16 protein-coding genes are annotated in these 21,992 nt (G+C 69.7%); 4 read left to right on the top strand and 12 right to left on the bottom strand.

The window, feature by feature from the left end:
• Positions 1-5 precede the first annotated feature (5 nt).
• The 9 genes from OG883_RS11145 to OG883_RS11105 all read right to left on the bottom strand — a co-directional run bounded on the left by OG883_RS11145 (position 6) and on the right by OG883_RS11105 (position 14,073).
• On the bottom strand, positions 6-1,427 hold the full coding sequence (locus OG883_RS11145) for a UbiA family prenyltransferase (protein ID WP_266538437.1): 1,422 nt from the start codon (positions 1,425-1,427) through the stop codon (positions 6-8).
• Entirely contained in the window at positions 1,424-2,602 is a 1,179-nt protein-coding gene (locus OG883_RS11140; protein ID WP_266538434.1) for an inositol-3-phosphate synthase, read from the bottom strand. Before OG883_RS11140 ends, OG883_RS11145 begins: the two co-directional genes overlap by 4 nt.
• A gap of 85 nt (positions 2,603-2,687) precedes the next feature.
• Positions 2,688-6,377 (bottom strand): ThuA domain-containing protein, encoded by a 3,690-nt coding sequence (locus OG883_RS11135; RefSeq protein WP_266538431.1) that lies wholly within the window; start codon positions 6,375-6,377, stop codon positions 2,688-2,690.
• A 274-nt stretch (positions 6,378-6,651) separates the two neighbouring features.
• The gene (locus OG883_RS11130; RefSeq protein ID WP_266538429.1) at positions 6,652-7,656 is read right to left on the bottom strand and encodes a sugar phosphate isomerase/epimerase; all 1,005 of its coding nucleotides are present in this window, start codon (positions 7,654-7,656) and stop codon (positions 6,652-6,654) included.
• 12 nt (positions 7,657-7,668) lie between these two features.
• Entirely contained in the window at positions 7,669-8,916 is a 1,248-nt protein-coding gene (locus OG883_RS11125) for a Gfo/Idh/MocA family protein (RefSeq protein WP_266541416.1), read from the bottom strand.
• A 161-nt stretch (positions 8,917-9,077) separates the two neighbouring features.
• The gene (locus OG883_RS11120; protein ID WP_266538426.1) at positions 9,078-10,124 is read right to left on the bottom strand and encodes a substrate-binding domain-containing protein; all 1,047 of its coding nucleotides are present in this window, start codon (positions 10,122-10,124) and stop codon (positions 9,078-9,080) included.
• A 62-nt stretch (positions 10,125-10,186) separates the two neighbouring features.
• Positions 10,187-11,221, bottom strand: a complete 1,035-nt coding sequence (locus OG883_RS11115; RefSeq protein WP_266538423.1) for an ABC transporter permease — start codon at positions 11,219-11,221, stop codon at positions 10,187-10,189.
• Positions 11,218-12,741, bottom strand: coding sequence for a sugar ABC transporter ATP-binding protein (locus OG883_RS11110; RefSeq protein WP_266538421.1), 1,524 nt, complete (start codon positions 12,739-12,741; stop codon positions 11,218-11,220). Before OG883_RS11110 ends, OG883_RS11115 begins: the two co-directional genes overlap by 4 nt.
• A 150-nt stretch (positions 12,742-12,891) precedes the next feature.
• Positions 12,892-14,073: an ROK family transcriptional regulator gene (locus tag OG883_RS11105; protein WP_266538419.1), complete on the bottom strand. Its 1,182-nt coding sequence runs from the start codon at positions 14,071-14,073 to the stop codon at positions 12,892-12,894.
• 636 nt (positions 14,074-14,709) lie between these two features.
• Between OG883_RS11105 and OG883_RS11100 the strand changes: the two genes are divergently transcribed.
• The 4 genes from OG883_RS11100 to OG883_RS11085 all read left to right on the top strand — a co-directional run bounded on the left by OG883_RS11100 (position 14,710) and on the right by OG883_RS11085 (position 19,107).
• Entirely contained in the window at positions 14,710-15,453 is a 744-nt protein-coding gene (locus OG883_RS11100; RefSeq protein ID WP_266538416.1) for an IPT/TIG domain-containing protein, read from the top strand.
• Positions 15,454-15,724: 271 nt separating this feature from the next.
• On the top strand, positions 15,725-16,777 hold the full coding sequence (locus OG883_RS11095; protein ID WP_266538413.1) for an IPT/TIG domain-containing protein: 1,053 nt from the start codon (positions 15,725-15,727) through the stop codon (positions 16,775-16,777).
• Positions 16,778-17,063: 286 nt separating this feature from the next.
• On the top strand, positions 17,064-17,582 hold the full coding sequence (locus OG883_RS11090; RefSeq protein WP_266538410.1) for an Ig-like domain-containing protein: 519 nt from the start codon (positions 17,064-17,066) through the stop codon (positions 17,580-17,582).
• A 91-nt stretch (positions 17,583-17,673) separates the two neighbouring features.
• A complete protein-coding gene (locus tag OG883_RS11085) occupies positions 17,674-19,107 on the top strand; it encodes an IS1380 family transposase (RefSeq protein ID WP_266541169.1) in 1,434 nt (477 codons plus the stop codon).
• A gap of 434 nt (positions 19,108-19,541) precedes the next feature.
• Here OG883_RS11085 and OG883_RS11080 read toward each other — a convergent pair whose 3' ends face one another.
• From OG883_RS11080 to OG883_RS11070, 3 genes are all read right to left on the bottom strand, one after another.
• Positions 19,542-20,240, bottom strand: a complete 699-nt coding sequence (locus OG883_RS11080; protein ID WP_266538407.1) for a GntR family transcriptional regulator — start codon at positions 20,238-20,240, stop codon at positions 19,542-19,544.
• Between the two features lie 98 nt (positions 20,241-20,338).
• Positions 20,339-20,815 carry an NUDIX domain-containing protein gene (locus tag OG883_RS11075; RefSeq protein ID WP_266538406.1) on the bottom strand — a complete coding sequence of 159 codons (477 nt, stop codon included), beginning with the start codon at positions 20,813-20,815 and terminating at the stop codon, positions 20,339-20,341.
• Between the two features lie 27 nt (positions 20,816-20,842).
• Positions 20,843-21,790 carry a beta-ketoacyl-ACP synthase III gene (locus tag OG883_RS11070; protein ID WP_266538404.1) on the bottom strand — a complete coding sequence of 316 codons (948 nt, stop codon included), beginning with the start codon at positions 21,788-21,790 and terminating at the stop codon, positions 20,843-20,845.
• Positions 21,791-21,992 lie beyond the last annotated feature (202 nt).

The following is a 21,992-nucleotide window of genomic DNA, read 5'->3' as shown; positions in this document are numbered from 1 at the left end:
GTCGCTCATGTCGGGCTCACCTTCCGTGCGAGCTTGCGGGCGAGCGGTACGAGGCCCATGACCGCGACTGGGATGACGGTGGCTCCGGCGCGCGCGGCGAGGGCGGCCTGGAGCGGGATCATGGCCCGGATACCGCCGCCGACGGCGCGCTGGGTGAGGGGCGGGGAGGGGTTCAGTGCGGCGTGGAGGAGGGGCTTGGCAGCGGTGCGGACGTAGGTGACGGCGAGTACGGCGGCGAGGAGGCCTGTGGGGGTGAGGTGCTGGCCCTCTGCCCCTCCCTTTCCTGGCCGCATCGGCAGTCGCCTCCGCCGCGTGGAGAGCGGGCCCCCGGGCCCCCGCTGTTCGCGGGCCACGAGGGCGCCGAGCCCGAGGTTCGCCGCGAGTGCGGCGAGCGGCGCGGAGGTCGAGCCGCCCTGAGCCTCGTGTCGCGAGACGGTGGTCACGGCATAGGTGTGCGCGCCGAGCACGACGGCAGCGGGCAGCGCGGCGAGTGCGCCGCGCAGGCCCGCGTCCGGCAGTCGATGCAAACCGGTGGCGTCCTCAATCCGTGCGGCGGAGGTGCCGGACGGGCGCGGCCCGCGGCGCCCTGCCGCGCCCGGGGTGCTCGCGCTCGGGCGAGCCATGCCTGTGTCCCACGTGGTCGGCCGAGCGGGGCTCCTGCCTCCACCGCCGGTGGGCCGTGCGCCGGGGCACGATGCCGCACGACTGGCCGACCGGGCCGTACCTGCGGCTTCCGAGCCCGCACCCCGCGCCTGCGGGCGGCCGGCGGCACGGACCCCGCGCGTCGCCGTCGCACCCGCCGCACCGCTCTCGCTCCCTGACGTGCTCGCACTGCCCTTCGTGCTCGCGGTCGCCTTCGTACTCGCGCTCCCCTGCGTACTCGCACTGCTCTTCGTACTCGCGCTCAGCCTGGGTGAACCGTCTCCTCCCGCGCCCGGTGGCGGTGCGTGCTGCGCGCCGCGCGCGCCCGCGCCCGCGCCCGCGCCCGTGGCCACAGCCCCCAGCACCAGGTCCAGTGCCCGCGCCGTTGCCATGGCCGCCGGGCCGCCCCCGGTGTGCTTGAAGTGGAGGTCGTAGGACCAGACCGTCACCGAAAGCGCCGTCGCCACCGCCAGGGCCGGGCGGCCCGCACGGGAGGCCAGGGCCAGGCCGGCCGCCGTCAGGGCGCCCGCCGCGGTGAGCGCCGCGGCCGGGGTGATGCGGCCCGAGGGAATCGGGCGGTGGGGGCGGTCCACCGCGTCCTCTTCGCGGTCCGCCCAGTCGTTGAGCGCCATGCCCGCCTCGTACAGGCACAGTGAGGCGCCCACCGCGTACGCGGTGCCGCGGTCGGGAGCACGGCCCACGGAGGCCGCGCCCGCCAGCGCGTCGCCCGGGACGGTGAAGAGTGCGGAGACGCGCAGTAGTTCCGCCCAGGCCCGCAGGGTCACTTGGCCTCCCGCAGCCGGTCGGCGAAGGTGAGCAGCTGCGTGAACTGTTCGGACAGGCCCGCGGGGCCACCGTCCGGGTCCTTGAAGTAGAAGCCCAGTCCGGGGAGGGGACCCGCGATTCCCGCCTCGTGCGCGCGGGCCACCAGCCTGGCCAGGTCCAGGACCAGCGGGGCCGCGAGTGCCGAGTCGCAGCCCTGCCAGATGGTCTGGAGGATCATCCGCGAGCCGAGGAAACCCTCGAAGGCGATGTGGTCCCAGGCGGTCTTCCAGTCGCCGAGAGCCGGTACGTCGTCGATGTGGACCTCACCCTCGGGCGTGTGGCCGAGCGTGTCCGACAGGACGCGTTCCTTGCCGGCGTTCTTGGCGGCCGCGGCCGCCGGGTCGGCCAGCGCCGCTCCGTCCCCGCCGCCCAGGAGGTTGGTGCCCGACCATGCCCGTACGGACAGGGCACGTTGCACGAACATCGGGGCGAGCACGGAACGGAGCAGCGTCTGGCCTGTCTTGCCGTCACGGCCCGCGTGGGGAAGTCCACTGGCCGCGGCGGCGGCAGTGAGGGCGGCGGTGCGCAGCCCGGTGGAGGGGGTGAAGTTGACGTAGGGGCAGCCGGCTCTCAGCGCCGCGGCCGCGTACAGCGAGCTGGGCGGCAGCCGTACGGCGTCGGGCGCGGGCTGCGGTTCGGTGGAGGCGACATTGACGACGACGACCCGGGCGAGCCCGTGGCGTTCCCGGAAGCCTGTCAGGTCCGCGGTGAAGGAGGCGATCAGTTCTTCGTCGGTGCGAATGTCGCCGGCCTGCGGACCACCTGGGCGTATCTCGTTGTCGGCGGCGGTGAGTTCTCCGCGTACCGCCGCCGCGAGCCCGTGCGGCAGCACGCCCGCCGTCGTCAGTTCCTCCGCGCGTTTGGGCAGCGGACAGTGCGCGGTGTCGTGTCCGCCGAAGACGAGCGACGACAGGGCGGGCAGTCCGGAGCCCGAGAACGGCGGGGTCTCGGTGACCATGCCGTTCGGCGGATGCAGTCCGGCGCTGACCGCCGCGCATCCGGCGACCGCCGTGGTGGCGACGGAACCACGTGCTCCGACGAACCAGACTCCGACACTTCTTCCAGCGCACTCGGCGGACTCGACGAGTTCGGCGGACTCGACGGGCTCAGCGCATTCGGCGGACTCGGCGGACACAGGCTGCCTCCCTGCCATTCGGTGTGGTGGAGACGGCGGGCGGGGGGTACGGCGCCCCTCCGCCCGCCGCCGGCTGACGGGCGCCCTAGGAGGGCAGCACCCTGAGCTGGATGTTGCGGAAGGACACCTGGTCGTCGGCCCCGTGGTTCTGGAGACCGATATGGCCGTCCTTCAGGCTGCGCGCCGGGTCGGTGTTGGTGAAGTCGTTGATCTTCGCTCCGTTGAGGAAGAGCTGGAGGCGTTCACCCTGGACCCGGATCTCGTAGCTGTTCCACTGGCCGGGCGGCCGCAGCACGCGATCGCGGGCCTTGAGGTCGGCGGACTTGAAGCCGTAGACGGCGCCGGTGGTGCGATCGGCCGCATCGGTGGCGTCGATCTGCACCTCGTACCCGTTGTTCACCGCCGACCAGGGGTCGTCGGAGGCCGGGAAGCCCACGAACACACCGGAGTTGTCGTCGCCCGCCATCTTCCAGTCGAGCTTGACGGAGTAGGACTTCAGCTCTTTGGCCTGGTACCAGAGCATGCCCATGCCGCCCTCGGTACGCAGTTCACCGTCGACGACGGCGAACTTGCCGGGCCCGGCCTGCTTCCAGCCGTCCAGGGTCTTGCCGTTGAAGAGGGGCCGGTACCCCGTCGCCGGCGTGCAGTCGGCCTTGACCTGGCCTGCGGCGTAGCGCAGTCCTCCCAGCAGATGCCGGCGGAAGTCCGGCTCGGCGTACGACTCCTTGGTGTGGCCTCCGCCGGTGTAGAAGGCGCGGCCGCCTTCGTACGTCTGGCACCAGGCGATCGGGTGGTCGCCCTTCATGGTGCCGCCCTCGTAGGTGGTTTCGTCGAGGGTGGCGAGGACTCGGGCCTGGGTGCGCGGGTTGGTGCGGTAGTTGTACCACTCGTCGGTGCGCTCCCAGGCGTCGTCCAGATGCCCGGTCGACGGGTGGGTGTGGTCCTCGACCCGTACGGTCGCGGGCTGGATCTGCGGATGGGAGGCGAAGTACGCGCCGACCAGCCCGCCGTAGAACTTCCAGTCGTACTCGGTGTCGGCCGCGGCGTGCACGCCCATGTAGCCGCCGCCGGTGGCGACATAGTTCTCGAACGCCTGCTGCTGGTCGGCGTTGAGTACGTCACCGGTGGTGGACAGGAACACGACCGCGTCGTAGCGGGCGAGGTTGCTGGTGGTGAACTGCGCGGCCGCCTCGGTGGAGTCGACCGTGACGTTGCTGGTCTTCCCGAGTTCCTTGAGGGCGGCGACGCCGGCCGGAATGGAGTCGTGGCGGAAGCCGGCGGTCCTGGAGAAGACCAGGACGCGCTTGGCGGTCCGGTCGGGGGCGCTGTGGGAGAGCTCGAAGTCGTCGACGTCGTAGAGCGCTCCGGCGCCGCCCTTGAAGACCAGGAAGAGTTCAGTGGTCTTGCTGGGTACGGCCCGTAGCGGTACGTCGATGTCCTGGAAGGTGTCCCAGCTGCCGGTGACGGGCACCGGGGCGGACCCCAGCAGGTTCCCGGTCGCTGATCCCGTGCGCACCTCGAGGAAGCCGCCCGCGCCGCCGGAGGAGATCCGGGCGGTGAGCTTGGTGGATCCGGTCAGGTTGTACGGCTTGAAGGAGATCCAGTCGTCGTTGTGGATGTCGCCGACCGTCTTGCCGCCGTTCGCACTGCTCTTGTTGTGGATCTTGACGCCCGCGGAGTTGTTGTAGTGCTCGGCCTGCCGGTGGCGCGGCTGGAGCTGCGACTGGTCGTGGGTGGTCAGCGCGGCCTGGCCGCCGCCACCGCCGTCGGTGTACTCGGCGTCGAACACGCCGAAGATATTGGCGTTGGGGTCGTGTCCGCCCTCCGAGGAGGTCTTGATGGTGCCGGAGCAGCCGTTGGCCGAGGTGATGGGGTGGCCGTGGCTGTCATGGCCGAGGATGTAGGTCACCTTCACCTTGGCGCAGTCGATCGTCCCGTCCTCCGGGTCGGTGACCCTCACCTTGAACGGGATCTCGTCGCCGAAGCTGAACAGCGCTCCCTCCACAGGGAGTTCGAGCGTCACCTTGGGGGCGGTGTTGCCGACGACCACATGGACACTGGCGGAGCCGGTCCGGCCGCTGGGGTCCTTGGCGGTGACGGTCGCCGTGTAGGTGCCGTTCTTCTTGTAGGTGTACGTCGGGTTGGCCGCGGTGGACGTGCCGCCGTCACCGAAGTTCCAGGCGTAGGTCAGGGTGTCGCCGTCGCCGTCGGTGGTTCCGTCGGAGGAGAAGGCGACGCGCAGCGGCGCCTTGCCGGAGGTCTTGTTCGCGGCGGCCTCGGCGACCGGGGAGCGTCCGCCGGTGGCGTTCTCGATCCGGTAGAGGCCGGAGTTCTCGTCGCCGCCGAACCAGGCGGTGCCGTAGTCGAGGACGTACAGCGCGCCGTCCGGGCCGAATGCCATGTCCATCACCTGGGTCCCGGTCCACGGGACGGGGTTGATGGACTGGACCGCACCGTCCTCGCCCTGCTCGATCCGCTTGATCCAGCGGCGGCCGAACTCACCGGCGAAGAAGTCGCCGTCGTACGCCTCGGGGAACTTCACCGGGGACGTGGACTCGGCGTCGTAACGGTAGACCGGTCCGCCCATCGGGGACTCCGAGCCGGTGCCGAACTCGGGGAGTGAGCCACCGTCGTAGGGGATCCAGGCGGGCTGCGCGGGCGGCAGATCGACCAGTCCGGTGTTGTACGGCGAGTCGTTCTTCAGGGCCGCGCAGTCGAAGGTGGCGCCGGACGTCTTGGTGGCGAAGTCGTAGTCGACGTAGGCGTTGTTCTTGCCGGTGCAGAAGGGCCAGCCGAAGTTCCCGGCCTTGGTGACGCGGGCGAATTCGACCTGCCCGCCCGGGCCGCGCTTGGGATCGGCGGTGCCGGCGTCGGGGCCGTAGTCACCGACGTGGACGATGCCGGTCTTCTTGTCGACGCTGAACCGGAAGGGGTTGCGGAAGCCCATGGCGTAGATCTCGGGCCGGGTCCTGTCGGTCCCGGGCGCGAAGAGGTTGCCGTCGGGGATGGAGTACGACGCATCGTCGTTGACCTTGATCCGCAGGATCTTGCCGCGCAGGTCGTTGGTGTTGCCGGAGGTGCGGCGGGCGTCGTACGCCGGGTTTCGGCCCGGGCGGTCGTCGATGGGGGTGTATCCGTCGGAGGCGAAGGGGTTGGAGTCGTCGCCGGTCGACAGATAGAGGTTGCCCTGAGCGTCGAAGTCGATGTCACCGCCGACGTGGCAGCAGATGCCACGGGTCGCCGGGATGTCGATGACCTTCTTCTCGCTGGCGTTGTCCAGGGTGCCGTCGGCCTTCAGGACGAAGCGCGAGAGGCGGTTGACGCCGTCGAACTTGGCGAAGTCCTCGGCGGTGCCCTCGTTGGGGGCGTCGCCCGCCGGAGTGTTCATCGGCGGCGCGTAGTACAGGTAGACGAAGCGGTTCTCGCTGAACTTCGGGTCGAGGCCGACGCCCTGGAGGCCTTCCTCGTCATGGGAGTAGACGGGAATGGTGCCCACCACACGGGTGTTGCCGGCACTGTCGGTCATGCGCAGCTCGCCGTTGCGTGAGGTGTGCAGCACGCTGCGGTCGGGCAGCACGGCCAGCGACATGGGCTCGCCGGTCTCCTCACCGCCCTTGGCGAGGGTGACCTGCTGGAATTCCTCGGCGGCCGGCGCCGGGTCGGGGTCGGCGGCGGCCGCGATCTGTGGTGCGGTGAAAGCGAGCGAGGTTGCGGCGAGAAGGCTGCCGGTGAGGAGTGCGAGTGCTTTGCGCGCTCTGAGCCTTTTCCTGTGCACGAATGTCCTCCGGGATGGCCGGTCGAACGGGCGGGGCGGTGTTCTGCCCTCAACCGCCGGGCGGGCTGGTCGTGGAACCGGAGTGCGCCGTCACACCGGGGACCACCTATGTCCTGTACACCTCATGGGACGGTAGCGGGGTTCGTCCGGGTCGGAAAGCCCTTGTGCAGTAGGGAAGTTCAACTTCTTCCCCACGCAGGACAAAGGCGCGTCCGGGCAGGCCGGACCGGCCCGGCAGCGCATTCACCACCGGGCTCGGACCTGCCCTTATGTGCTACTCGCCGCCTCCGAAGGCCGCATCGAAGGAAGCCGTGGGCGGGTCGAAGTCGAACCGTTTCAGGTTTGCAAGCGCTTCCGGAGCGCCCGCCAGGCGGTCCATTCCGGCGTCCTCCCATTCCACCGAGACGGGCCCGTCGTAGCCGATCGAGCGCAGCATCCGGAAGACGTCCTCCCAGGGGACGTCGCCATGGCCGGCCGAGACGAAGTCCCAGCCGCGCCGCGGGTCGCCCCACGCCAGATGGGAACCGAGCCGGCCGTTGCGCCCGTCGAGACGCGTACGCGCCTCCTTGCAGTCGACGTGGTAGATCCGCTCCCGGAAGTCGTAGAGAAAACCGACCGGGTCCAGGTCCTGCCAGACGAAGTGGCTCGGGTCGAAGTTGAGCCCGAAGGCAGGCCGGTGGCCGATGGCTTCCAGTGTCCGGTGCGTGGTCCAGTAGTCGTACGCGATCTCGCTGGGGTGTACTTCGTGGGCGAAGCGCACCCCTTCCGCATCGAACACGTCGAGGACCGGGTTCCAGCGCTCCGCGAAGTCCTCGTAGCCGCGCTCGATCATCCGCTCCGGCACCGGCGGGAACATCGCCAGCAGATGCCAGATGGAGGAGCCGGTGAAGCCGATGACCGTACGGACCCCGAAGGCGGCAGCGGCCCGCGCGGTGTCCTTGAGCTCGGCCGCCGCCCGCCGCCGTACGCCCTCGCCCTCACCGTCGCCCCAGATCCGGGCGGGCAGGATCGCCTGGTGGCGTTCGTCGATGATGCTGTCGCAGACGGCCTGTCCCACCAGGTGGTTGGAGATCGCCCAGCACTTCAGCCCGTACTTCTCGAGCAGCGCATGCCGCCCGTCGAGGTACGAGGGGTCGGCGAGCGCCTTGTCCACCTCGAAGTGGTCGCCCCAGCAGGCGAGTTCGAGGCCGTCGTAACCGAAGTCGCGGGCGAGGCGGCAGACTTCCTCCAACGGCAGATCGGCCCACTGGCCGGTGAACAGCGTGAACGGACGTGGCATGGGGACCTCTCCTCACTGAGCCTGTGTCTGGACGGCCGGCACGGCCTGTACGGGGGTGTAGACGGCGTTCTTCTCTGCGCTCTCCTCCACCGCGGCGAGCACCCGCTGCACCTGGAGTCCGTCGGCGAACGACGGCGCGGGGTCCTTCCCGGCGGCTATCGCCTCCACCAGGTCGCGGGCCTGGTGGGCGAAGGTGTGCTCGTAGCCCAGCGCATGACCGGGCGGCCACCACGCCTCCAGGTACGGATGGCCGGGCTCGGTGACCAGGATCCGGCGGAAACCGGAGGAGGCGGCGGGCTCGGTGTGGTCGTGGAAGGACAGCTCGTTGAGCCGCTCCAGGTCGAAGGCCAACGACCCGTGCTCGCCGTTGATTTCGAGCCGCAGGGCGTTCTTGCGGCCCGAGGCCATCCGGGTGGCCTCGAAGGAGGCCAGCGTCCCCGACGCGAGCCGGCCGGTGAACAGCGCCGCGTCGTCGACGGTGACCGCCCCCCGCGCGCCGCCGCCCGGAGCGGAGAGGCGGGACGGGCCGGAGAGGCCGGGCGAGCCGGAGGTGCTGGACACGTCGGAGAGACCGGAAGAGTCGGAGAGGCCGGACGAGGCTCCCTGCAGCAGCGGCCGTTCCCGTACGAATGTCTCCGACAGCGCCGAGACCCCGACCAGCGGCTCTCCCGCCAGATACTGCGCGAGGTCCACGATGTGCGCACCGAGGTCGCCGAGTGCGCCCGATCCCGCATGCTCGCGCCTGAGCCGCCAGGTGAGCGGGAAGTCCGGGTCGACCAGCCAGTCCTGGAGGTAGGTGACCCGCACATGGCGCAGCGTCCCGAGCCTGCCCTCGGTGATCAGCCGGCGGGCGTACGCGATCGCCGGCACCCGCCGGTAGTTGAAGCCGACCATCGCCAACTGACCGTTGGACCGTGCCCGTTCTGCCGCCGCGACCATTGCCTCCGCCTCGGCGACCGAGTTGGCGAGCGGTTTCTCGCACAGCACGTGCTTGCCCGCCTCCAGCGCCGCGACGGCGATCTCCGCATGGCTGTCCCCCGGTGTGCAGATGTCGACGAGCTGCACATCGTCGCGGGTCACGAGGTCGCGCCAGTCGGTCTCCGCCGCCGCCCAGCCGTGCTTGTCGGCGGCGGCCCGCACAGCGGCCGCGTCACGGCCGCCGATCGCGGCGAGGACCGGCCGCATCGGGAGGTCGAAGACGCGTCCCGCGGTGCGCCACCCCTGCGAGTGGGCGGCGCCCATGAAGGCGTATCCGACCATGCCGACGCCGAGCGTCGGCACACCGGACGCCGGCACAACGGGTCCCGACCCACCGGGTGCCGGTGCACTGGCAGCCGACGGTGCGGCCTCACTGGCCTCACTGTCCCTCTGTTCCATACGGGTTCCTCCTCATCGGTTGCTCGGTGAAGGCGGCAGGCCGGTCAGCTGAAGCCCGTGGGCAGGTACTCGTCCACGTTCTCCTTGGTCACGACGGCCGAGTAGAGGGTGATCGAGGCGGGGATCTCCAGTTCGGACATCCCGCTGAGACCCTTGGACTGCCCGAGGGAGCGAGCGAGGTCGATGGCGGAGGCGGCCATCGTCGGCGGGTAGAGGACCGTCGCCTTGAGAACACTGTTGTCGGCCTTGATGGCGTCCATCGCGGACTTGGCTCCGGCACCACCGACCATCAGGAAGTCCTTGCGGCCGGCCTGCGCGATGGCGCGCAGCGCGCCCACCCCCTGGTCGTCGTCGTGGTTCCACAGGGCGTCGAACTGCTTCTGCGCCTGGAGGAGCTGGGCCATCTTCGCCTGGCCCGACTCGACGGTGAAGTCGGCGGCCTGGCGGGCCACCTTCCTGATGTTGGGGTAGTTCTTCAGGGCGTCGTCGAAGCCCTGGGTACGCTGCTTGGTGAGCTCCAGATTGTCGAGGCCGGCGAGCTCGATGACCTTGGCGTTCGGCTTGTCCTTGAGCTGCTCGCCGATGTAGTTGCCGGCGTTGAGGCCCATGCCGTAGTTGTCGCCGCCGATCCAGCAGCGGTACGCCTGCGGAGAGGCGAAGACCCGGTCCAGGTTGATGACGGGGATTCCGGCCTTCATGGCCTGCAGACCGACCTGGGTCAGAGCCTTGCCGTCCGCCGGCAGGATCACCAGGACGTCGACCTTCTTGTTGATCAGGGTCTGGACCTGGCCGATCTGGGCGGCGGTGTCGTTGGACCCCTCAGTGATCTCCAGGGTCACCTCGGAGTACTTCTTCGCCCGTGCCTTGGCGTTCTCGTTGATGGCGTTCAGCCAGCCGTGGTCGGCCTGCGGTCCGGCGAAGCCGATGGTGACGGCCTTGCCGGGCTTGTCGTCGGCCTCCGGCACATTGTTCGTCGCCGGTTCCTGCTTCTTGGGCTCGTTGCTGGTGCAGGCGGTCAGCAGCGCGCCGGCGGAGACCGCGGCAGTGCCGAAAAGCAGTCCTCTGCGGCTGGTGGCTGGGATTTCTGGCATGACGGATCAACCCTTCGGCCGGGTGGTGCGACAGATGTGGGGAAGCGGGAGGGGGTGGTGGGTCAGTGCTCGGCGCCGCGCAGGGTGCGGTGCTGGACCAGGACGGCGGCGACGATGATCGCGCCCTTGGCGATCTGCTGGACGGCGCTCTCCAGATTGTTGAGGGCGAAGATGTTGGTGATCGTGGTGAAGACCAGGACGCCGAGGACCGAGCCGACGATGGTGCCCCGGCCGCCGCTGAGCAGCGTGCCGCCGATGATCGCCGCGGCGATGGCGTCGAGTTCGTAGAGATTGCCGTTGGTGTTCTGTCCCGAGCCGGCCAGGACGATCAGCATGAAGGCGGCGATTCCGCAGCACAGCCCGGAGAGCAGATAGAGGTAGAGCCGCTGGCGCCGTACGTCGATGCCGGCGAGGCGGGCGGCTTCCGCGTTGCCGCCGACCGCGACGGTGCGCCGCCCGAAGGTCGTACGGTTCAGCAGGAGCCAGCCGACGACCGTCACGGCGGCGAAGACCAGGACCAGCGGCGGGATTCCGAGGACGTACGCGTCCTTGATGCCGAGGTCGAGTACGGAGTTCACGGTGACGATCTGGGTCTTGCCGTCCGTGATCTGGAGGGCGAGTCCGCGAGCCGAGGCGAGCATGGCGAGGGTCGCGATGAACGGCACCATCCCGCCGTACGCGATGAGCAGACCGTTCACCAGCCCGCAGCCCAGTCCCACCACCACAGCGGTGAAGAGGATGCCCGCGAACCCGAACTCCTGGGTCGCCAGCGTCGTCGCCCAGACCGAAGCCAGCGCCACGATCGCGCCGACCGACAGATCGATGCCACCGCTGGTGATCACGAACGTCATACCGACGGTCACGACACCGATGACCGAGGCCTGTGTCAGGACGAGCTGGAGGTTGCTCGCGGCGAGGAACTCGTCGGGCTTGGTGATGCCGCCGACCGCGATCAGAACGGCGAGGACGCCCAGCAGCGAGAGATTGCGGACATCCGCGCGCAGCCCCAGCGGGCGGCGCCACCCCCCGGTGTCCGGTGCGGACTTGGTGGTGGGTATCGACGCGTCCTGCTGCGCCGGAGTGGCTGGCTGCGTCATGCCGTCGGGCTCCCTTCCATCACGAGGTTGAGTACGCGGTGCTCGTCCAGCTCCCGGGCGTCGGCCGTGTGCACGACGCTGCCCTCGCGGAGCACCAGCACCCGGTCGGCGAGGCCCAGGACTTCGGGCACTTCGCTGGATACGAGAAGTACGGCGAGCCCTTCGTCGGCCAGTCGGCGGATCACTGCATAGAGCTCGGCCCGTGCGCCGACATCGACGCCGCGAGTGGGCTCGTCGAGCAGCAGCACCCGGCAGCCCCGCAGCAGCCAGCGCGCGAGCACGGCCTTTTGCTGATTGCCGCCGGAGAGGGTGCGGACGCGGGTGTCGGGGTTGTCGGGGCGCAAGGAGAGTTCACGGGTCGCCCGCTGTGCCGCGGCCCGTTCTTCGCGGCGGTTGAGCCAGCCGCCACGGGAGAAACGGGAGAGCGTGGAGAGGGAGACGTTGCGGGTGACGGACTCCAGCATCAGCAGCGCCTGCGCCTTGCGCTCCTCGGGGGCGAGTCCGATTCCGGCACGGACGGCGGCGCGGACACTGCCGGGGCGGAGCGGGGTGCCGTCGAGGAGGACACGTCCGGCGGTGGGCCTGCGGGCGCCGTAGATCGTCTCCAGGATCTCGGAGCGTCCCGATCCGACGAGCCCCGCGAGGCCGACGATTTCGCCCGGCCTCAGTTCCAGGTCGACCGGGGCGAACTCCCTTTCTCTGGCGAGCCCTTCGACCCGCAGAACCGGCTGCTGGGCCGCCGCCCGTACCGCTTCCCGCCGCTCGGGGAAGACGTACTCGACGTTCCGGCCGGTCATCATGGCAACGATGTCGCGGGTCGGAGTGTCCCGGGCCGGCAGGCCGACGGCGACCGCCCGGCCGTCCTTGAGGACGGTCACCCGGTCGCCGATCCGCCGGATCTCCTCGAGGCGGTGGGAGATGTAGACGACGGCGACTCCGTCGGCGGTCAGATCGCCGACGATACGGAAGAGATTGTCGACCTCGTCGGGGTCCAGGGCGGCCGAGGGTTCGTCCATCACGATGAGGCGTACCTCGTGGGAGAGCGCGCGGGCCATGGAGACGATCTGCTGCTGGGCGGCGGAGAGGTCTCCGACGCGGCGGGTCGGATCGATCTCGGGGTGGCCAAGTCGCTTCAGTAGCCTGCCTGTTGCCGATCTCGCTTCCCCGCCGCGTACGACGAATCCGGCCGAGGTGGGCTCGTGCCCGAGGAACACGTTCTCGGCGACGGACAGTCCCTCGACCAGGTCGAGCTCCTGGTAGATGGTGGCGATGCCGAGCCGCATTGCGGCGATGGGCGACTTGAGGGAGACGGTTCCGCCGCGCCAGGTGATGTCTCCGCCGTCGGGCTGGTGGGCCCCGGCGAGCACCTTGATCAGGGTGGATTTGCCGGCGCCGTTCTGGCCGAGGAGGCAGTGGACTTCGCCGGCCTGGACCTCCAGGTCCACCCCGTCGAGGGCGCGGACACCGGGGAACGACTTGGTGATGCCGGACATGGTGAGCAGGGGTGGTTCTGGTGCCATGACAAATCCCCTCGGCGGGTGCGGCCGGTGAGCGGGCAGGGCGTGGTGGTGGTACGCGTGGCGGTACGTGGTACGTGGTGCCTGTTGTGCTGCGTGCTGCACGCGGTGTTTCGTGGTCCGCGCGTGGTGTTACGTGATCGTCCGGCCCGGTCAGGCCGGCGAGAACAGGTGGTCGCTGATGAGCCGGGCCGCGCCGATCACTCCGGCGGCGGGCCCCAACTCGCCCAGCACAATGGGGAGGTTGCCGGTGGCCAGCGGCAGCGACTGACGGTAGACCTGGGTGCGTACGCTGGCCAGCAGCGTGTGGCCGAGGCCGGTCACCCCGCCGCCGATCACCACGAGCCCCGGGTTGAAGAAGCTGACGAGTCCGGCGATGACCTGGCCGACGCGGTTGCCGCCCTCGCGGATGAGGTCGAGCGAGGTGGCGTCGCCCGCGGCCGCGGCGGCAGCCACATCGGCGGCGGTGAGCCTGCCGGCCGTCTCCAGCCGGGCCGCGAGCTCCTCCGACCGGCCGCTGCGCGCCGCGTCCTCGGCGTCGCGGGCGAGCGCGGCGCCACTGAAGTGCGCTTCCAGGCAGCCCTTGTTGCCACAGGCGCAGGCACGCCCGTCCGGTTCGACCTGGATATGGCCGATGTCGCCGGCGCTGCCCGTCGTACCGCGGTAGACCTCGCCGCCGACGACGATGCCGCAGCCGATGCCCGTACCGATCTTGACGCACAGGAAGTCGCCCACCGAGCGCGCGACGCCCGCGTGCTGCTCCCCCATCGCCATCAGGTTCACATCGTTGTCGACCATGACGGGGCAGCCCAGATCCTGGCTGAGTGCTTCGCGGACCGGGAAGCCGTCCCAGCCGGGCATGATCGGGGGTGCCACCGGTACGCCCTCGGGAAAGCGGACGGGCCCCGGGACTCCGATGCCCGCCCCGTCGAAACCCTCGGCGAGTCCGGAGGCCCTGAGCTTGGCCGCCATCGACAGGACCTGCTCGAAGACGGCGACCGGGCCCTCGCGGACGTCCATGGGGTGGTTGAGGTGGCCGAGCACCTCGAGCTCCGCGTTGGTGACAGCCACATCGATCGAGGTGGCGCCGATGTCGACGCCGAGGAAGCGGAGGGCGGGCGCGAGCCGGATGTTGTGAGAACGCCGCCCGCCGCGCGAGGCGGCAAGACCGTCCGCGACGACGAGGCCGGTCTCCAGCAGCCGGTCGACCTCCACGGCCAGCTTCGACCGGGACAGATCGACCTGATCGCCCAGCTGGGCACGGGAGTTGGGCCCGCCGTCGCGCAGCAGCCTGAGCAGTCGCGCCTGATGCGCATTCGCGGGTCGAGCTGTCATACGTCTCACGTGCCCCTCCCGCCTGCCAGGCCGTCCGTCGGGCTTTCGAGGGGAACGTAGCAGCGCTTTCTCCAGCTGGGAAGAACTTGCGCAGAGTTCCAGCACAACTTTCTCCACACCCGGGACAAAGATCTGACCGACCGAGGACGAGCCGCGGCGGAGAGGCGGCGGGGCCTTGGCCGGGCTGTGGCGGGGCCGCGACGGGGGTCCGTGACGGAGACGACCCGGAAGCCCCGCAGGACGCGGTGGACGTGGGCATCGCATCCCCCTTGCCGCAGCAACCGGGACGCTCGCGCAGCGGCCGGGAGGCGTCCACCTCGGTCAACACATTCGACGCCGCCGGTAATATGACCCGATTAAGCGCTTTTCATAAATGCGCCGCGAATGAGCTGCATTTCACCTCTCAGCGCTCGACTGAACGGCTGACTCCGTGTCTGAAGCCTTGTCTCAATAATCACCCGGATGGGTTACTTCTCACACCCACATCAATGGGCGCGAGAATCCTCAACAGACGCGAGAAAGGCCTCTGATCCGGCGGCAGTTGACGCCCGGCAGGCCATGTTCCTCGATGCCCGGATTCAACGCCCAGATAACTGCTCGGCAATGTACCGCATTCCGAGCGAAGAGGAGCCTCTCATGCCAATCAGCCCGAACCAGGGATCCAGTGGTGGCGGCACAGCCGTCACCATCACCGGCACGAACCTGTCCGGCACCACCGCGGTCCGCTTCGGCACCAAGTTCGCGACCTCCGTCACCAACGTCTCGCCCACCCAGGTCACCGCCGTCTCCCCGTCCGGCAACGGGTCGGTCGGCGTCACCGTGACCACTCCGGGAGGGACGAGCGGCCCGATTCCCTTCTACTACGTTGGGGCACCGTTCAAGCAGACCCTCAGCCCGACATCGGGATCGACGGCGGGCGGCGGGACCGTCACGCTCACCGGCGCCGGCCTGTCCACCGCCACCAGCGTCTCCTTCGGCGCCAACAGTGCGGTGCCGACGGTGGTGTCCGACGGCCAGATCACTGTCGTCGTACCGGCTGGTGCGGCCGGCTCGGTGGGAGTCAGCGTCACCACTGCGGGCGGCACCAGCAACGGGCTCTCATACACCTACGTCTCCCCGCCGACGGTGACGACGGTCACGCCCGACGAGGGGCCGACGACAGGCGGCACGCCGGTCACCGTGGCCGGCACCGGCCTCACCAGCACCAACTCACTCACCTTCGACGGCGTGCCTGCGCCCTTCACCGTGATCTCCGACACCGCCCTGTCGGCCTTCACACCTCCCGGGGCAGCCGGTCTGGTCGATGTCGTCGTCACCAACGACGCGGGCAGCGCGACCGCCACGGACGCGTTCGAGTACATCGCAGGGCCCGGAATCTGACCGTCGCCCTCAGGCGCGGCCACACCCGGGGACCCCCCCCACCGGAAGCGGATGCGGTGACTCCCCAGGACGCCGTATCCGCCTTCCAAGGCCCCCGCCCCAGAATCCCTCCTGGGTCGGGGGCCGTTGCCCCACCTGACCAGGCGCGAGGACCGGACGGGGATACAGACGCCCGTCGGTGCGCTTGGAGTTCGCGGCAAGGCAACGGCACGCACAACCCGATCGACCACTTCCGGCCCTCCCGGGCCGCCAGACACCTACGGAGACACCCGTGGAAAACAGCGCCCACGCGGCGGGAGCAGCAGGGCACGCCGTCATCGCCGCCGCGCCCGCTCTCAGTTCGGTCGTTCCGAATCAGGGGCCCGCAGCCGGCAACAACACCGTCACGTTGAACGGCAGCAGTCTCACCGGAGCCACTGCGGTCAACTTCGGCCCCAACGCAGCGCTCGGCTACACGGTCAACTCATCGACGAAGATCACCGCGGTGGCCCCGCCCGGCACGGGCAGCGTTTTCGTCACCGTCACGTCTCCTGCCGGGACCAGCAATCCGGCCCTCTACGTCTACGCGGCGGGGCCGACCCTCACCGCCATTTCGCCCAGCCAGGGTCCGGCCTCCGGCGGTACCACCGTCACTCTCACCGGTACGGGGTTCACCGGAGCCACAGCGGTCACCTTCGGATCCACACCCGCCACCTCCTACACCGTCAACTCCGCCAACCAGATCACCGCCGTCGCGCCCGCGGGAACTGGTGCTGTGCCCGTCACCGTCACCACACCCAACGGTACGACCGGCTCCGTCTTCTTCTTCTACGTGGGCGCGCCCTCCCTCACCTCGGTCTCGCCCAGCCAGGGCCCGACCTCCGGCGGTACCACCGTCACCCTCACCGGCACGGGGTTCACCGGAGCCACAGCGGTCACCTTCGGATCCACACCCGCCACCTCCTACACCGTCAACTCCGCCAACCAGATCACCGCCGTCGCGCCCGCGGGAACAGGGACCGTCGCTCTCAAGGTCACCACCCCGGGCGGTACGAGCAACTCCGTCTTCTACATCTATCTGGCGGCGCCGGTCCTCACCGCCCTCTCCCCCGTCCAGGGACCTACGGGACCCGGGGCCGGTGTCACCCTCACGGGCAGCGGCCTGACCACCACGACATCCGTCCTCTTCGGCACCACGCCCGCGGCGTTCACCGTGCTGTCCGACACCACCGTCGTCGCGTCGGCCCCGGCGGGAGCGGCGGGGCCCGTCCTCGTCAAAGTCACCACTGACGCCGGCACCAGCAACTCCCTCACCTACACGCGTGTGGCACCTCCCGTGATCTAGAGTCCCGCGCTCCCGTTCCTGTCGGTCCGACCGGCTGTGGAAAGCCGGATGGGGCACCGGGAAGTGCGCGGAGAAACGGAACCGAATTCTTCGTCCTCGAACCTGGAAAGGACGGATCCCGCCCGTTCGGACGAGTTCCGTCAACCGATTGGATCGACCAAGCAGACACGTCCCCTGAAATGCAGGAACGTGCGGTATAGGGGCACGCCCTTGGGGCAGTCCTCACCCAACGGCCGATCAAGGAGGCAATTCAGTGAGACGTTGGCGAGAAGTGAAAGCTTGGAAAATGGTCACCTTCGCGGCGTTCGCCGCGGTGGTGACCTTTGCTTCGCCGGCGCCGACAGCGGCGGCAGCAGCAGCAGTGCCGTCGGCAACCACGGTCCAGGCAACACCTTCATCAGCGACCGTTGGGCAATCGGTCCTGCTCACCGCGACGGTGGTGTGCTCGAGTGACCCCAGCGGCGGCCTCGGCCTCACGTTCTTCGACGGCGCGAAGCTCCTGACCACCGTGCCCGTCGCGGCCAATGGGGCAGCTGCCTACTCGGTCAGCTTCGCCTCCACCGGCGCTCACGCGATCACCGCCGCATACAACGGCAACGCCAACTGCAACGCCTCGAACGGCACGACCACCGTCCAGGTGTCAGGAACACCGAATACGCCCGAACCTCCGTACCCCTGCTGCCACACCTGTGATGGCGATGGTGGCTGGATCGTAGGTGGCGGCACGATTGTAGGCGGCGGCACGGTTGCAGGTGGCGGCACAATCGTTTTCGTCCCCGGCAACACCCGCGCCGAGACCGCTTAGCCTGCGCGTTTCACTTGGACCTGTGTCCGGATCACGGGCGGTAACGCGAAAGTGCCTTCTGGGCTGGGACGATGAACCTTGTCGAGGGGTTCTGTCGGTCCAGGCGGAAGGCACTTTCTGCGTGCAGGGTATCGGTTCGCGTCCCAAGCTCCATGTGTCGGCTGACGGAGCGGGGGTGGTCGGGCATGCCGGGGCACGTCTGCTCGCCGATCTCGCTGATGCCACCGGTCTGACGACCGCGTACTCCACCGCGCTGCGGCCTCTTCGTCCCCGCGCAACCGGGCACGATCCGGGCCGGGTCGCGACCGACCTTGCGGTGACTCTTGCCGATGGCGGCGAAGCCATCGCCGACCTGGCCGTGCTCAGGGACCAGGCAGAGGTGTTCGGTCCGGTCGCCTCGACACCCACGGCCTGGCGGCTGCTCGCCGACACGGACGAGAACGTACTCGCTGCGCTGCGATCGGCAAGGGCCCAGGCCCGGGAAGTGGCCTGGCTGCAGGCCGCCGAGACCGGAACCGGCATACCCACGACCCGGGCCGCAGGGCAGGAACTGCCCGGTCTCGTCCTGGACATCGACGCCACGCTGATCACGTGCCACTCCCAGAAGGAGGAGGCCGCGCCCACCTACAAAGGCGGCTTCGGCTACCACCCGCTGCTGTGTTTCCTGGCGAATACCGGTGAGGCCATGTCCGGGCTGCTGCGGCCCGGCAACGCCGGCGCCAACACCGCCGCCGATCACATCACAGTCCTCGATCAGGCCCTCGCACAGATCCCCGACGCTCACCGGCACGGCATCGACATCCTGATCCGCACCGACAGCGCCGGAGGAGCGAAAGCCTTCCTCACTCACGTCCGGAACCTGCGGACACGAGGAATCCGTACCTTCTTCTCGGTCGGATACGCGGTCACCGAGCCGGTCCGCCGCGCGGTCCGGGCCCTGCCCGGGCAGGTCTGGCATCCCGCCCTGGACCAGGACGGAACCCTGCGTGCCGGGGCCGAGGTCGCCGAACTGACCGGCATGGTCGACCTGAACGGCTACCCGCCCGGCACCCGCATCATCGTCCGACGGGAACGTCCACACCCCGGCGCCCAGCTCTCGCTGTTCGACCAGGACGAGGGCCTGCGGCATCAGGTGTTCCTCACCGACACACCGTTCACCGGCGGCTCCGCCCAGTTCCTCGAAGTCCGCCACCGCGGGCACGCCACCGTCGAGGACCACATCCGAACGGGCAAGACCACAGGCTTCGGCCGCTTCCCCTCACGCCACTTCACCATCAACACCGCCTGGCTCGAACTCAGCCTCGCGGCAATCGACCTGCTGGCCTGGACGCGCGTCCTCCTGCTGGACAGCGAACTGGCTACCGCCGAACCCAAGAAGCTCCGCTACCGGCTGCTGCACGTCGCCGCCCGCATCACCCGCGGCGGACGCCGCTTTAACCTGCGAATCTCCGCAACCTGGCCCTGGCGGCACGAACTGAGCAGCGCATTCGCCCGCCTCACGGCCCTGCCACGGCCGTCCACCTGAACCTCGGCACCATCCCTGCCCACCCACGACCCGAGGAACCCTGGAGCACCCGGCCCGAGCGCCGGGGCCCAGCCATGCCCACCCGACGACAAGCAAACGAAATCACCGGTCCGCCGCGATCAGACCGCCTCAACCACCCGAAGCGAAACAGCGAGGTTAGCTCCTCGCGGGAACTACGCGCCGGCGCCTGGCGCGCGTCCATTGCTCTCGTCGTGACGTGGGGCCCGCACCACGGACCCACGTCACCGTTCCGGGCTGCACGAGCCCGGTGCCGAAGTCGAGGACGCGCGCCAGAGCGCATCACCGCATGAAGACAGCGAATCACCCCATGAAGATAGGGAGTCGCCCAGGTACGTCCCGTACGAGAGCGGTCCTCCCGCCGTGCCGTGGCACGCACCACACGCTGCAGGACCCGGCCCCGCGGGCGAACGGCGCTACGTCCACAACGCCCTCTCACCCTGTTCGCGCTGGTGGTAGGTCGTCCGGGTGTGCTCGGTGTGCGCGCGCACGACCTCGGTCGCGCGCTGCTCGTCACGGGCCAGGATCGCCGCGATCAGCTCCCGGTGCTCGATCCACGACTGTCTGCCGCGCTGCCGCGCCACCGGCGTGTAGTACCAGCGGACCCGGCGTTCCACCTGACCCGCCAGCTCCGCCAGGACGGGATTCCCGGCCAGCTCCATCACCTTCGCGTGGAAGCGCGCGTTGGTGGCTACCGCCAGGTCGGCGTCGTCGTCCGCCACAGCCTGTTCGCCCTGTGCGCACAGCTCCTCCAGCGCCGCGATGCCCGCCGGGCCGGAGTTCGCGGCGGCCAGCCGGGCCGCCTCCGCCTCAAGAAGTGTGCGGACCGAGAGCAGATGGTCCGCCTCCGACTCGGTCGGCTCATGGACGAACGCGCCCTGCGCCGGGCGCAGATCGACCCAGCCCTCGGTGTTCAGCCGCTGCAGCGCCTCGCGCACGGGCTGGCGGGAGACCCCGAGATGGCCCGCGAGTTCGCTCTCGACCAGGTGCTGGCCGGGACGCAGGGCGCGGGTCGTGATCAGTTCCAGGAGCGCTTCGTACACGCGCTCGCGCAGCGGACCCGGGCGTTCCAGCTTTGGCACGGTTCCCTGCGGGAGTCCTGCGGACAACGTCACGGTCCCTCCTGGTCAACAACAGCGAGCGACACTTGGCTATTGTCTACAGTCTACCGAGCACAGTCCCCTGTGCCCGGAGGAGATCCCGTCGCCTCCGGTCACTGCGAGTCCGGCTCGAGAAGCTCCTCGAGCCGTTCCAGGAAGACACGCTGGCCCTTCACCAGCCTCTCGCTCGCCGCCCGGGCCTCGAACCACTCGGCCCGGTCGATCTCGGGAAACTCCTGGACACGGCCTGATCCCCGCGGCCACTCCATGGTGAAGGTGCCCGGCACGACGAGGGCGGTGTCGAGGTCGCCCTCCAGTGCCCAGCAGGTGACGATCTTGCCGTTCGCCTGACGGACTTCACCGAGCGGCAGCCAGGTCCCGTCGGGCGGCCGCAGGCCGAGTTCTTCCTGGAACTCCCGGCGCGCGGCGGCCATCGCCTCCTCCTCCGGGGTGTACTCACCCTTCGGCACCGACCAGGCCTCCGCGTCACGGGCCTGCCAGAACGGCCCTCCCATGTGGCCGATGAGAACCTCGGTGGCGGGACCCCGCCTGCGGAACAGCAGCAGGCCGGCGCTTCGCTTCGTCTCCATGGGGTCAGTGTGGAGGTCCCTGGGCGATCAGGGGCAGCGGATCACCTGACCCGCGTACGAGAGGTTGCCACCGAAGCCGAAGAGCAGGACGGGATCTCCCGACGCGATCTCGCCGCGCTCGACGAGCTTGGAGAGCGCCATCGGGATCGAGGCGGCCGAGGTGTTGCCGGACTGCACCACATCGCGGGCGATCACGGCGTTCACCGCACCGATCTTCTGGGCGACGGGCTCGATGATCCGCAGATTGGCCTGGTGCAGGACGACTGCCGCCAGCTCCTCGGGAGTGACGCCGGCCCGCTCGCAGACCTTGCGGGCGATGGGCGGGAGCTGGGTGGTGGCCCAGCGGTAGACCGACTGGCCCTCCTGCGCGAAGCGCGGCGGGGTGCCTTCGATGCGTACGGCATGACCCATCTCCGGGACCGAGCCCCACAGCACCGGGCCGATGCCGGGGTCCTCGTCGGGACCGGTCGCCTCGACGACCGCAGCGCCGGCGCCGTCGCCGACGAGCACGCAGGTGGTGCGGTCGGTCCAGTCGGTGATGTCGGCCATCTTGTCGGCGCCGATGACCAGGGCGCGGGTCGCGGCTCCCGCCCGTACGGTGTGGTCGGCCGTGGCGAGCGCGTGCGTGAAGCCCGCGCAGACGACATTGAGGTCCATGACGGCGGGCGAGCCCATGCCGAGGCGGGCCGCGACGCGGGCCGCGGTGTTCGGGGAGCGGTCGATGGCGGTGGAGGTGGCAACCAGGACGAGGTCGATGTCGGCGGGCGTCAGACCGGCGGAGGCGAGGGCCTTCGCTCCGGCGTGCGCGGCCAGCTCGTCGACCGGTTCGTCGGGGCCCGCCACATGCCGGGTCTCGATCCCGACGCGGCTGCGGATCCACTCGTCGCTGGTGTCGACCATGGCCGCCAGGTCATCGTTGGTGAGCACCTTGGCGGGCTGGTAGTGCCCCAGGGCGACGACACGTGAGCCGGTCATGGATGGTTCCCCTCGCAACGAAAGTCAGGAACTACCCAGTCTTGGGTGTTACCGCCTGGTACGACGGCACGTGATCCCACAGCTTCGGGGCCAGGACTTTGGAGCTTCTCCCAGGGTGGCAACGCCCCCTTGGACCCTGAACAGCATACTGTAGACAATATTCTGTCGACGTTTCCTCTCCTCGTCTCTCTCACTTTCGCCC

It is taken from the genome of Streptomyces sp. NBC_01142, assembly GCF_026341125.1.
GTDB lineage: Bacteria > Actinomycetota > Actinomycetes > Streptomycetales > Streptomycetaceae > Streptomyces.
Note: the sequence above shows the minus strand (reverse complement) of the source record. Positions and strands in the feature narration are given on the sequence as shown.